The organism is Aliiglaciecola sp. 3_MG-2023 (assembly GCF_030548205.1).
Lineage (GTDB): Bacteria > Pseudomonadota > Gammaproteobacteria > Enterobacterales > Alteromonadaceae > Aliiglaciecola.
This window is the reverse complement of sequence record NZ_JAUORV010000003.1, coordinates 167,602-181,408: the sequence shown is the minus strand read 5'-3', so window position 1 is coordinate 181,408 and position 13,807 is coordinate 167,602. Positions and strand designations below refer to the sequence as shown.

Below are 13,807 nucleotides of genomic sequence, written 5' to 3'. Positions count from 1 at the left end.
ACTCTTCTTGTATTCTATGCTTGTTTAGTCAATAACCAACAGTGGTGGATTTTTGGATTACGTTTGAAGTCTTCAGGTAAGGTCTTCTGACTTATATTTTCCACTGATAATCCAAGATCATTAACGCTATTAGTATCTAACTTAAAACTACGTAAATTGTTAGAGAAAATAATTTCACCATTATTATTCAAACGCTTAGCGGCGTGCTCAATAAGTTGTAAGTAATCTCGTTGCACATCCCAAGTTGAATCCATACGTTTAGAGTTGGAAAACGAAGGCGGATCAATAAAAATCAAATCATAGGTTTGTTGGTGATCAGCTAACCAATTGATGCAATCAGCTTGAATAAACTCATTGGCACATTGGATGTTGTTCAACTGTACATTTTGTTTTGCCCAGTTTATGTAGGTTTTAGACATATCTACTGTGGTGACCGACTTCGCTCCCCCCAAACCTGCGTGCACAGAAACACTGCCAGTATAGGCAAAGAGGTTCAATACGTCTTTATTGCGTGATCGTTGCTGTACGATTTCACGGGTAATGCGGTGATCTAAGAATAAGCCGGTATCAAGGTAATCAGACAAGTTCACTAAGAACTTAGCACCATTTTCATACACTTCTAATGTGACTTTCTTTTCGGCCACCTTTTGGTATTGTTCGCTACCCTTTTGCTTTTGCCGAGTTTTAACCACGATTTGCGCAGAATTTACGCCAGTTACTTCGGGCAAGGCCAACAGTACATCGTGCAAACGTTTGCGTGTCTTTTGTTCTGGAATGTCTTTAGGTGCAGCGTATTCTTGTACCACTAACCAATCATCGTAGCGATCAATTGCAACATTATATTCAGGCAAATCAGCATCATACAGTCGGTAACAATTGGTGTTTTGTTTCTTTAACCAACGCGACAAAGACTTGATGTTTTTGGCAAGTCGATTGGCAAAATCTGAATCGGGTCTAATGGTTTGTTTTACTACACAATTTTTTTCATCTAACACATAATTAACTAACTGGCAGTCAATTGCCCCATTCATTAGTTTGTAATCTTTGTTGGCAATTAACTTGAGTTGTTTGAATAAATCTCTATTTGCAGTAAGTAAACTGACTCGCCAGCCTTGGAAGTGTTGCTTTAAATGTTCCCCCCAAGATTGAAACACTGGGAGCAGTTCGGTGAGCTCGTTTAATCTCTCTCCATACGGTGGATTAGAAACAATGTATCCCGGCTCACAGTCCACTTGTAATTTAGTGGCATCAGAATTAAAAAAGGTAATGTGCTCAAGCATTCTCGCAGAATCCGCATTTTGTTTGGCACTGTTGAGTACCCTTCTATCGAGATCATTGGCAAAGATTTTTGCTTGAGGTAGCGTTTGTGCGTTATGGGCATCTGCTACTAAGGTTTCCCAAAGCTCAGGAAGGTGTAATTTCCAATTGCTGAATCCCCAATGCTGTCTACCTAATCCTGGCGCAATATTGCAGGCCATGAGCGCCGCTTCAATGACTATGGTCCCTGAACCGCACATTGGGTCAAAAAGCGGTTTTGTAGGTTCATTATACCAGCCACTACGTAGTAACATCGCGCACGCCAGATGTTCTTTTAAAGGAGCTTGTCCTGTATTTTGGCGGTAATGACGTTGGTGTAAACTACGACCAGAAATATCCACATACACTGCAAAATTTTCTCTGCGTACTCGGGCATGTATACGAATGTCAGGCTGAACTTTGCTAATTGAAGGCCTTTCTCCAAAATGATGAGTAAACGTATCAACAATTGCATCTTTTACTTTGAGTGCACCGAATTGGGTATTATTAATAGTTCTATTGGTACCCACAAAATCAACTACAAAGGTATTCGTAACATCAAAATGCTCTTGCCAGGGTACTGAGGCGACAATATCGTAAAGTTCTTCTGCGCTATCTATTTTACCTTCTGCCAATTGCACAAGTACCCGGTTGGCCAAACGGGACCAAAGACAAACTTGGTAGACGTCTTTAAGCTCTCCGCTGAAATAGACCTGTCCCGGTCGCATTTTTAAGCTGCAATTGGGTAATAAAGACGTTAACTCGTCAAGTAATAGCCCGTCGAGTCCCCTCGAGGTAGTAACTAGAATTTCAAACATGTATTTACCAGAAAATAAAATCTCGGCGATTATACGGGATAACGGCTGTGGGTATAAGGGGTATTATTGATTAGCGGAATAAATTTATCTAAGATCTACCCAATTTCAAAGCTTAAAAGTGAGTTAGATTATCGGGGGTTTCGTCGATGTCGTCTGCTAATTGCTCCAAGGCCGTTAGACGGTCTGATAAGACGTTAATTAATGAAAACTGACGGTGAATCTTATTATCTGAAGTTTGAAAGTCGTCGGATAAATTTAAACACAACACCGAATTGCCTTCTGCGCTCAAGGTGAGCATAAGGTAACTCTCACCGTTGCAGGTTAGCCAAGCCAGTTGTTGCTCATTACCTTGCAAACTATAAGGATGCTTACTGTATAGCCAGCTTTTATTTAAAACTGGTTTATGGAAGCTTTTAGCCGCGGTGGCGTTTAATGCAATTTGGGTTTTTACGCTATTTTCAAAAGGAACATTGGAATCATGTATCGCTTCAAGTGATTCGATGTAATGCTGAGAATGTTGGATTTCAAAGTATAAATTCTCAGGGATTAACTTTAGCTGAGAATCTAAATAAGCCGTTTGAAAGGATAACCCAGCATCCATTTCAATCATCAAAAAATGCGATTGTTTATCTATAAACCACTTCCAATGACCTGACGGCAACAACATAGATTAAGCTCTTTTTTTAAAGGCAATTATATGCAGATAAATTTATCACAATGGCAATCTTATTTTAGACCTTTCACTATTTGTTTGATGAGTGATGGGCCCTGGTAAATAAAACTGGAATAAATTTGTACTAAACTCGCCCCCGCTTCTATTCGATCATTAGCGGTCGCGCTAGAATGAATACCGCCTACACCAATAATTGGCATCGCACCGTCTAAGTATTGAGCTAATTTTTTGGTGATATGTAGGCTTTTATCGGTTAACACCTCACCACTTAAGCCACCCGCCTCCTTGGCATATCGTAGACCATCAACAGCACTGCGATCTAAGGTGGTATTCGTCGCAATGACTCCGTCAATTTTAGTTTTTACTAATGATTCAGCAATATCTTTAACCTCTTCATCGGTTAAATCAGGCGCTATCTTAACCACCAATGGTACATATTTACCATGTATTTGAGCTAGTTGAGTTTGTTCAGTTTTTAATCCTAAAAGCAAATGTTCTAAGGCTTCTCCGTACTGCAAAGAACGTAATCCAGGTGTATTAGGAGAAGAGATATTAACTGTTACATAATCAGCATACGCATATACTTTCTTTAAACAAATTAAATAGTCATCAAGGGCATTTTGTTCTTCAGTGAGTTTATTTTTACCAATATTAATCCCTAAAATACCATCATATTGTGATTGTTTAACTTGCTCAACTAAGTAGTCGACACCTTTATTGTTAAACCCCATACGGTTAATAAGCGATTTGGCATCCGGTAACCTAAACATTCTTGGTTTATCATTGCCTGGTTGAGCAAGCGGCGTCACTGTACCCACTTCGATAAACCCAAATCCCATTGCCGAAAATGCATCAATACACTCCCCATTTTTATCTAAGCCTGCAGCTAATCCAACGGGGTTCTTAAAGGTTAGACCTAAACACTGTACAGGATGGTCGGCCACACTTTGTTGATAGGTTAGTTTCAATACATTATGTTGAGTACGTTTTAAATAATCTAACGTGAAGTCATGACTCCATTCGGGATCACATTGGAACAGTGCTTTTTGCACAATTGGATACATACTATAAAGACCTCAACAAAAAGCCCTGATTAGCAGGGCTTTTATCTGTAAAATTATTGAATATTAGCTTGCTAATATTCCACTAACTGCTCGCATTTATACTAAGCAACATTAATTCTCGCAACGCCACAGAGAATTTAGCAAATTCATGTGAGTTACTGGTTTTGAATTCTGACATCATATGATACCAGCGTTCCAACAATATGGTATTGTTGTCCATCCATTTATTCAAAATATCTTCAGGATCATTGTTATCTGGCGCGCCAGATAACAAAACGGTCGTCAAAGAACGTTGTTGCCAGTCTAACTCTTCTCGATAAGAAGCTCTAGCCAATGCCTGCCAATGATTACTCACTGTTTGATTGTTAATTTGATCAAGGAACCAATGTAACTGCAACTTCGAACCTAAATTGAAGTATAAACTCGCTGCAACATCTAGCTTTCTATTTTCTGACTTGATCATTTGTGCTAAATCTAAGGCGCAGAACATATTGCTCAAACTCGCCACTTTATACGCAATTGATTTTGGCACACCTTCAGATACATAGTCTGTAGTGGATTTTTCTAATTGACTATATTCTGTGTCAACTAAGTAATTTTCTAAATTCTCACTTAAGGTTTCAAAGGTTGAAACGTACAAGTCAACGGAATCGGCGATAGATAGGTTCTTTTCACCATGACGGAGGAACCAACGAGAGGCCCTTCGCATGGTTCTGCGCATTAAATCTAGCATGCCTAATTGGGTTTTTGCAGATACTTTGTTATCTAAACTTTCAATTTCTTGCCACAAAGAATCGATACCAAATACCGCTTTAACCACAGAATAGGCGTTAGCCACTTCTTCAACTGCAGCGCCTGTTTCCTCTTGCATCCTAAAGACAAAGTTGAGCCCCATATCATTAACCATGTTATTGGTTAATTTAGTTGCGATAATCTCTGCACGTAATGGATGGAATTCCATTTGCGGAACAAATTTTTCCTGTAGTTGCTTAGGAAATGCACTGACCAATAATTGTGCATAATATGGATTGTTGGTGATCTGCTCGATATTCAGCTTCTCTTTCAATACCATTTTACCGTAAGCAATCATTACCGAAAGTTCTGGTCGTGTTAGACCTTTACCTAATGCTTGTCGGTCAGACAATTCATCGTCTGATGGAATAAACTCAAGCTCGCGATTTAACGCTCCTTCTCTTTCTAGGCCGTGTATAAATCGCAGCTGCTCTTTGAGCAAGGTAGGACCACCAAACTCAGTGATAGATATAGATTGAGTTTGACGATAACAATCTTGAATAACTAAATCGGCAACATCATCGGTCATTGAATACAATAGTTCGTTACGTTGCTTGTTGGTGAGATCCCCTGCTCTCACCAATGCATTGAGTAAGATTTTTATATTCACTTCGTTATCTGAGCAATCAACGCCACCAACATTGTCAATAAAATCGGTATTAACCCGACCACCTTGTGCAGCATATTCAATACGGCCTAATTGTGTTAAGCCTAAGTTGCCTCCTTCACCAATTATTTTAGCGCGGACCTCTTTGCCGTTTACGCGAGTATCATCATTGGCGCGATCGCCAACTTCACTGTGGGTTTCTTTGCTACCTTTCACATAGGTGCCAATACCACCGTTCCAAATCAGATCAACTTGCATTTTTAATGCATTATGAATGAGTTCATTAGGCGTCATCGCAGCTTGGGTTGTGCCTAACCACTTTTTCATTTCATTGGTGAGTTTAATCGACTTAGCAGCACGGCTAAAAATACCACCTCCCTTGGAGATCAATGATTTGTCGTAGTCATCCCAGGTTAGCGACGGGTTTTCGAATAAACGTTGTCTTTCACTATAACTTTTTTCAGTGTTGGGGTTAGGGTCGAAAAAGATATGCAAATGGTTAAAAGCACAGATGAGTCGAGTATGTTTTGATAGCAACATGCCATTTCCAAACACATCACCGGCCATATCACCTACGGCAACACAGGTGAAATCAGTGGTTTGGCAATCAACCCCTATCTCGCGGAAGTGGCGTTTGACCGACTCCCAAGCTCCCCGTGCTGTTATGCCCATTTTCTTATGGTCATAACCAATACTTCCGCCTGATGCAAAGGCATCTCCTAACCAAAAGTTAAAGTCATCGGAGATGCTATTTGCAATGTCAGAGAAGGTTGCCGTTCCTTTATCAGCTGCTACGACTAAATAGGGGTCATCTTCGTCAATTCTCACCACATTTTTCGGAGGTACTACCTCGCCGTCAATAATATTATCGGTAATATCCAATAGACTGCGGATAAAAATCCGGTAACAGGCTTGGCCTTCTTTTTGAATTGCCTCCCGGCCTTGATCAATAGGTAAATTTTTACAAACGAAACCGCCTTTTGCACCAACAGGCACTATTACGGTGTTTTTAACTTGTTGGGCTTTTACCAATCCTAATACTTCTGTTCTAAAATCTTCTCGCCTATCTGACCAACGCAAGCCGCCCCGAGCGACTTTACCGCCGCGTAAATGTACCCCTTCGATTCGCGGTGAATACACAAAAATTTCATATTTAGGTAAGGGAAGCGGCATATCCGGAATTAATTCCGGCAATAATTTGAAAGACATATAGGGCTTTTCATTGCCCTCTTCATCTGGTTGATAGAAGTTAGTGCGCAAGGTAGCCAAAATCATATCTAAATAACGACGAATAATTCTATCGTCGTCTAGATTGGAGACCTGATCGAGACGCTCTTTAATATCACTTAAAATACTTTCGTTTTTCTTCTCACTTCGTCTTTTCTTGGGATCGAAGCGATTGGTAAATAATTCAATTAATTTTTTCGCAATATTAGGATAATTAGCTAGCGTATTTGCCATATAGGTCAAACTAAATGAACTACCGGTTTGACGCATGTATTTAGCATAAGCACGTAAAATGGTGACATTTCTACCGGTTAACCCTGCCCCTAAGACTAATCGGTTGAAAGGGTCATCTTCAAGGGTGTTATGCCAGACCCTAGCGAATGCATCTTGAAATAGAGCTTGAGCGGCTTCCATGTCCAAATTTTGGCTGTTGCTATGCAGCATGGAAAAATCCATAATCCAATGTACATCACCATTCTGACAATTGATTTTATAAGGGCTCTCATCAATTACACGCAGACCAAAATGTTCCAACATTGGCAATACGGCAGATAAGTGAATTGGCTCTTTGCGATGAAATAGTTTGAGTTTTACTGCTTTGGAGTCATGAGCTTCTTCTTGGGGACGATAAAACAACATATCCAAAGTATGAGATTCTGTTAATTGTTCAAGCTTGCTGATATCAACTAACGCGACGCTGGGTAAATTTTGCTCCGTATAACTACGGGAAAAAGCATTGCCATACTTCTGTTCAATTTCTTTTCCGGCTGCTTCACCATAAGTCGCGCTAATGGAAGCGGCTAACCTGTCACTCCAGTTTTTGGTTAACTCTACAATATTCTTTTCAATTTCCTTCACATTAAATTCCGCATTATTATCTTGCACCCGAGCAATATAGTGAGTTCGCGCATAAACTGACTCAGAAAAATAAGTCGTAAACTCTACCTGTTCTGTACTGTTAAAAGACTTTTGCAATAATTCCTGTGTTTCTTTACGTAACTGAGTGTTGTAGCGTTCCCGTGGCACATAAACCATGCAACTAATAAATCGCCCAAATGCGTCTTTACGAACAAATAACTTAGATATACCACGCTCTTGCATCTGGAAAATACCTAAAATGATATTTCCTAACTCTTCATCATCGCCCTGAAGCAATTCATCTCGAGGGTAAGTTTCGATAATATTGACGAACGCTTTGTATGCATGGGAGTTTTTATCAAAACCAGAATATTCACAAATTCGTTCAATCTTTTTCTGTAAGACAGGCAGTTGGGTGGCACTGCTATTGTAAAATGAAGCCGCATACAACCCTAAAAATCGATGTTCCCCAGTGACATTACCTTCCTTGTCAAAGCACTTGATGCCGACATAATCCATGTAAGCCGGACGACTCACCCTGGAACGACTATTTGTTTTGGTTAAAATAAGTGGGTTTTTACTTAACGCTTCTTTTTGTGCCGATTGCGGCATATTGGATAATATTCTATCGCGGTCACTGATGGAATTTTTCATCAACCCTAAACTGGTTTCGTTTTTGGGCGTCCAGCGGTGATCTCCTTCAATTGCGTTTACATCGTAGTAACGATAACCCATTAGGGTAAAATTATGATCATTTAACCAGGTTAAAAACGCGATAGCTTGCGATTGTAGTTCTTTGCTAACGGGACAATTGGTAGACGGGAAACTATCAATAATACTGGTTAACTTATCACTCATAGATTGCCAATCAGATACCGCCAGAGATACTTCATCAACCACTGACAAGAGTTCACTGGTTAAATTATTTAGTGCTTCTTTAGTTACCTGCCTATCCACTTCAATTAAGAAAACAGTTTCGCGAAGTTTTTGTTTCACTCGGCTTTTACTAGTTAAAAAAGAGTGTACTTCACCTTTATCATTGCGTTTCAGAGTTATAGGGCTATGCAATAATAAATGAGCAGTGATATTAAGCCGGTTCAATGTCATTCTGACTGAGTCAACCAAAAATGGCATATCTCGGACAATGATTTCTACGATAGTATGGGAAGATTGCCAGCCGTGTTTTGATATTTCAGGGTTAAACACGCGGATCTTTGGTTGTTGACCATTATACTTAACGAATTCATTCCAGAGACTTAACGTCGCGCCATATAAATCACTGTCATTTCGATTTTCCAAGTCATCGCCAGAAATATTCTTAAATAATAGACGAGAAAACTGTTCTACCAATTCTGCATTGGTTTCATCGAGCTTTTTATTAATGAGTTTAAATACATTTTCTAGCAGTACTGAATGTTGGCTATTAGCAACCGTCATTTTATTACCTTGTTTTAATAAATGTGCTGATTTTTACTCAACACCATAAGTAAGTTCTTTTTAGATTAGTCAAAATGCTGAGATATATACAGTTTTTGATAATTTAGTTGGGCTATTTTCGCTAAAAATTGGCGCCTTTTAAAGGACTAAATTAACTATAAATTTACAAAAAATATAAATATGCAGGGAATCTAATTAAAAAAGGGCCGAACGGCCCTTTCATTGAAGTTTAAGCAAATAATTATGCAAAAATTATTTTTGTTTGCGCCAGAATACTGCTGCTAACGCAGGTAATACAACTATAGCGCCTAACATGTTTACCACAAACATGAAGGTTAAGAGTATACCCATATCCATTTGAAACTTGAGAGAAGAAAACACCCACGTACTCACACCAACTGCGAGGGTAATTCCCGTGAACAGCACTGCACTGCCTCTTTCTTTCAAAGCCTCAAAATAAGCTTGCCGGACAGGCATGCCTGATTTTAGTTTAATATTCATCGTCGATAGAATATAAATACCGTAATCCACGCCAATACCCACGCCTAGCGCAATTACCGGTAACGTAGAAACGGTTAGGCCTATTTCTAAATAAGTCATTAAGGCCTGTGCTAGAACTGAAACCACGTACAATGGAATAACCACTGACATGGTCGCGCGCAATGAACGGAAACTAAGCAGGCATAAAATAATCACAGCACCAAACACGTACATCATCATCGGGTTTTGTGCATCATCTACCGCTTCATTTTTCGCCGCCATAACGCCAACTGGACCCGACGCCAGATTAAATTTAAGTTCATCTGTTTCGTAATCTTGTCTGAAAACTTTTACCGCTTCTACCACTCGCTGAATGGTTTCTGCTTTGTGATCTTCCATAAACAAAATGATTGGCATCACAGAACAATTGGTATTGAGCAAGCCTGAAGACGTTGGGACTTGCGCAATAGCTTGAACTAAGGTTTGTTGGTTACGCGGTATTACTCGCCACTTAGGGTTTCCTTCGTTATAACCAGCGTTCACTAGTTTCGCGACTGAAGGAAGACTCACCGTCGATTGAACGCCCTCTACATTGCCCATTTTCCATTGCAATTCATCAATGGCATTCATCACTTCATAAGAGGTACATGCTTCAGGTGTTGCTTCCACTAGAATAGAAAGGTAATCCACACTGATCGCATACTTGTCAGTAATTAAAAAGGTATCTTGATTGTAGCGACTACTTTCATGCAGTGACGGTGTTCCAGCCTGAAGATCGCCAATTTTCATTTTTGAAGATTGTATCCAACCTAACACGAATAGTATTGCAGTAACCAACAGGATGACATAAGCAACTTTAGGTGTTGAACAGTGAGCTATGGTATTCCAAAAGTTATCTGACCGGTTTTCCTTGTTTTTAAATTTGTTCTTATATGACTCACTAAATTTCACATAAGACATCAGTACGGGTAACAGAACTAAGTTAGTTAAAATAATAACCGCGACACCTAAACTTGCGGTTATCGCTAACTCTCTAATAATACCGATATCGATCACCAGGAGGGTCATAAAACCCACGGTATCAGACAACAATGCAATACCACCAGGAATGAGCAAACTTCTGAACGCACTCTGGGCCGCAAACAAGGCAGTTCCGCCTTCAACCACTCGCTTACCAACCGCATTGATCATCTGTACACCATGACTAACTCCGATGGCAAAGACTAAAAACGGCACTAATATAGACATAGGGTCAAGGCCAAAGCCTAAAATGGTCAATAAACCGAGTTGCCAAACAACCGCTATTACGGAACATAACAGTGGCAATATCGTTAGCATGATAGATTTGGAAAAGAAATAAACCATCACAGCGGTAATGGCCAATGCGATGGCAAAAAACATTACAACGTCTTTCGCACCATTCGCCACATCACCGATCATTTTAGCAAAACCAATTATGTGAATACTGGTATTTTCGTTTTCAAATTGACCACGTAACTGCTCTTCCAACTCAGCCGCTAGTACTAAGGTATCAAGCTTTTCGCCAGTGGTTGGATCAATATTTAACAGCTGGGCAGATACCATTGCGCATTCAAAGTCGTCTGACACTAATTGCCCAACGATGCCAGCCTTGTCTACATTTTGAGCCACTAAAGCTAGCGCATCTGGGTTGCTTGAATCAAAGTCTGCAGGAATGACGGGACCACCTGAAAATCCCCCTTCTACAATCTCTGTGAAACGAGTAGAAGAAGAAAATAGTGATTTAACAAGGGAACGTTCAACGCCATTAATAAAAAATAATTGGTCGTGAACATTTTTCAATGTATCGAAAAATTCAGTATTGTAAATATTACTGTCTTTGTCACAAACAGATACCAAAATACTATTGGCACCACCAAAGTCTTTGGCGTGCTTCATATAATTGACCATGTATTCATGGTTCAAGGGGATATTTTTAGTGAAGCCAGCGTCTAATTTAAGTTGTGAGGATTGATAGCCCAAGAATGCTGTCGTTAAGACAAACAATAAAACAACAATAATTCGATTTCGAAAAATTATACTGACACAAAAATCAATCAATTTATTCATAACTCTTTATTCATTCCTTCACAAACGGATAGATCATCACTATACGAAACGCTTTTTATTCCTTTGGCCGTAGCTAACAGAATTTTATCTTTATGTAGAACACCCGCATTGATAGCTTTACCGTCGTCGAAATGGGCATTTACCACTTGCTCGTCGTTGACACAAACCACATTGCCACTATTTCCCATTGCTATAAATTTTGAATTAGTCAGGGGGATAACCATATTTAACGACGACGTTATGCCTGATTGTATGGCCATCCACTCGTTTTCGTTTGCGGATAATTTGAAAATATTTCCACGTAAACCAACAGCAATGATGTCACCATTACTTAATTTTTGAATATCAAAGAAGGAACCATAGTAGTCAACATCCATGCGTTGCCATGTTATGCCTTTGTCTTGACTCATCGCCAGTAAACCAGCCTCACCGGCTATGTATAAAATATCGTCAACCAGTAGAATTTTGTTCAGGTGAGGTAAAATCGATACTAGTTCGGATTGATAAAATTCTTCATCTTCTAAACGAAGTTCTTCCAGATACTCAATATCATCTGGGTGAAGAAAACCTTGATGAACTTCAGTGTCCCAACTCTCGCCGCCGTTTACCGTGCGCACAAAGGTACCGTATGCCCCAACAGCTATGCCTTCATTGATATCTAAAAACGCCACATCTAAAAGGGGTTTTTCAAGTTCAGGGGCGAACATTTGCACTTCCCAAGGTTTGCCTTGAGCCTGCTGGTGTAAAATTACCGCATCATGTCCCACGGCCCATAACTGGTTCTCGAGCGCAGTGACTGCCGTGAGTGTTGATAAAGTGGGAACCTCTTGTTGTTGCCAATTTTCACCATCTTTAGACACTAGCACATGACCCCGCTCGCCCACGGTGATTATGTGTTGATTACTTTTTACCACATCCAGTAACAGTGATTCTTTCGCTAAAGGAGCCATATAAGACTCTTCAGAAGACGCTGAGAATGCACTGAAAGAACTGATAAACAAAATTGTCAAAATTTTACTTCGATTCATTTTCTTCTTTTCATCTTCAATTACAAAAACGGTTGGCATAGCCAACCGTTTTTTTGCTAGTTAGCGTATCCCTTCTCGCCTTAAGGCTTGGGCTGTAAATTCTTTTTCTTTTGGTCTAACTGAGAAATCATAGACTTTATCTTCGTTATCTAAACCAAGGGCTAAATAACGTCTTGAATTTAAATCATGATATACATCTAGAGTAGACCAATGTGCAGGAACATCGTAGAAATTTAATCCATGAGCAACGGCAACTTTGTACAGTTCTCCACGATTATCATACATATCAGCAACTTGTACTTGCCAGCTATCTTCATCAATGAAGAATACTCGTTTGGAGTAAACGTGGCGGAAGCCCTCTTTTAATGTCGCTTCAACTACCCAAACACGATGCTTTTCATATCGCGTCAAATCTGGATTTATGTGCCCTAGGGTAAGTATGTCTTCGTATTTTACCTTATCACTGTGCAAAGCATAGCTATTGTAGGCAACATACATTTCTTTTTTACCCTTCAATTCCCAATTGTAACGATCAGGAGCACCATTAAACATATCGAAATCATCGGTAGTACGCAATCCATCAGATGCTGTTCCTGGTGCATCATAAGCAATGTTAGGCGCACGTCTAACTCGACGTTGCCCCGTATTATACGTCCAAGCCTGACGTGGCTCGCGAACCTGATCCATGGTTTCGTGCACTAATAATGCGGTACCCGCTAAACGTGCTGGGGAAGTAATCTTTTGTTTAAACTTCATGAGCATATTGTTTTCGAGCAATTGTTCAGGGGTTGCATCGCGTTTTGCATATTCAACTAATAGAATTTCATCAAATCCTATAACTGTATAATCACCCGACGCAGTGGGTGCAGCCTGCCCACCAAAGCGTTTAATTCCTTCACCTCGGTAACGTAAGATATGATTCCAAATTGCCTCTACACCTGATTGTGGTATAGGGAAAGGAACGCCAACTGCCGCATTTTTAATGCCGTTACCGCCTTGAACTAACTCAGCGCGAGTCGCATTCGCCTTTGCTGCGTCATATACATATTGTGGATTGGAAGCCGTTCTACGTGACTGATAAACAGGCATTTCATAAGTATCAGGATAGGTTTCAAAAAGTTTAACTTGTCCTGCACTTAATGAGTCTGCATATTCCTTATAGTTTTTACCGGTTATGGTAAATAATACTTTGTCGCCAGGAAACGGATCAGGGTGAAAATCACCCGGTTGGTAACCTTCTGGAGGCGTGGTGATCCCACCATTCCAAGCCGGAATACTGCCATCGGCATTAGCGGCTTTTTCTCCACCAAGTGGAGTGAGTTCATTTCCGAGTTTCGCTGCTTGCTCTTGAGATACTTTCGCATGAGCAAACGAAACACTTAGTGCCAATGCTAAAGCAGTGGTTGTTACTACTAAATTCTTTATCATTTCGTTTTTCT

The 13,807-nt window shown here is 40.0% G+C and carries 7 protein-coding genes; all 7 read right to left on the bottom strand.

What is annotated here, in order from left to right:
* Positions 1-14: 14 nt before the first annotated feature.
* The 7 genes from rlmKL to Q4574_RS04475 all read right to left on the bottom strand — a co-directional run bounded on the left by rlmKL (position 15) and on the right by Q4574_RS04475 (position 13,796).
* The gene (gene rlmKL / locus Q4574_RS04505; RefSeq protein ID WP_303472032.1) at positions 15-2,114 is read right to left on the bottom strand and encodes a bifunctional 23S rRNA (guanine(2069)-N(7))-methyltransferase RlmK/23S rRNA (guanine(2445)-N(2))-methyltransferase RlmL; all 2,100 of its coding nucleotides are present in this window, start codon (positions 2,112-2,114) and stop codon (positions 15-17) included.
* A gap of 112 nt (positions 2,115-2,226) precedes the next feature.
* The gene (locus Q4574_RS04500) at positions 2,227-2,781 is read right to left on the bottom strand and encodes a cell division protein ZapC domain-containing protein (RefSeq protein WP_303472030.1); all 555 of its coding nucleotides are present in this window, start codon (positions 2,779-2,781) and stop codon (positions 2,227-2,229) included.
* A 59-nt stretch (positions 2,782-2,840) separates the two neighbouring features.
* Positions 2,841-3,851: a quinone-dependent dihydroorotate dehydrogenase gene (gene pyrD / locus Q4574_RS04495; protein WP_303472027.1), complete on the bottom strand. Its 1,011-nt coding sequence runs from the start codon at positions 3,849-3,851 to the stop codon at positions 2,841-2,843.
* Between the two features lie 82 nt (positions 3,852-3,933).
* Positions 3,934-8,772 (bottom strand): NAD-glutamate dehydrogenase, encoded by a 4,839-nt coding sequence (locus Q4574_RS04490; protein WP_303472024.1) that lies wholly within the window; start codon positions 8,770-8,772, stop codon positions 3,934-3,936.
* A 252-nt stretch (positions 8,773-9,024) separates the two neighbouring features.
* A complete protein-coding gene (locus Q4574_RS04485) occupies positions 9,025-11,340 on the bottom strand; it encodes an RND family transporter (protein ID WP_303472022.1) in 2,316 nt (771 codons plus the stop codon).
* Positions 11,337-12,368, bottom strand: coding sequence for a YCF48-related protein (locus Q4574_RS04480; protein WP_303472019.1), 1,032 nt, complete (start codon positions 12,366-12,368; stop codon positions 11,337-11,339). Before Q4574_RS04480 ends, Q4574_RS04485 begins: the two co-directional genes overlap by 4 nt.
* A 60-nt stretch (positions 12,369-12,428) precedes the next feature.
* On the bottom strand, positions 12,429-13,796 hold the full coding sequence (locus Q4574_RS04475) for a DUF1329 domain-containing protein (protein WP_303472017.1): 1,368 nt from the start codon (positions 13,794-13,796) through the stop codon (positions 12,429-12,431).
* Positions 13,797-13,807 lie beyond the last annotated feature (11 nt).

Coding starts and splice junctions, on each gene's coding strand:
- rlmKL (WP_303472032.1), bottom strand. CDS start 2,114: ATGTTTGAAATTCTAGTTACTACCTCGAGGGGACTCGACGGGCTATTA.
- Q4574_RS04500 (WP_303472030.1), bottom strand. CDS start 2,781: ATGTTGTTGCCGTCAGGTCATTGGAAGTGGTTTATAGATAAACAATCG.
- pyrD (WP_303472027.1), bottom strand. CDS start 3,851: ATGTATCCAATTGTGCAAAAAGCACTGTTCCAATGTGATCCCGAATGG.
- Q4574_RS04490 (WP_303472024.1), bottom strand. CDS start 8,772: ATGACGGTTGCTAATAGCCAACATTCAGTACTGCTAGAAAATGTATTT.
- Q4574_RS04485 (WP_303472022.1), bottom strand. CDS start 11,340: ATGAATAAATTGATTGATTTTTGTGTCAGTATAATTTTTCGAAATCGA.
- Q4574_RS04480 (WP_303472019.1), bottom strand. CDS start 12,368: ATGAATCGAAGTAAAATTTTGACAATTTTGTTTATCAGTTCTTTCAGT.
- Q4574_RS04475 (WP_303472017.1), bottom strand. CDS start 13,796: ATGATAAAGAATTTAGTAGTAACAACCACTGCTTTAGCATTGGCACTA.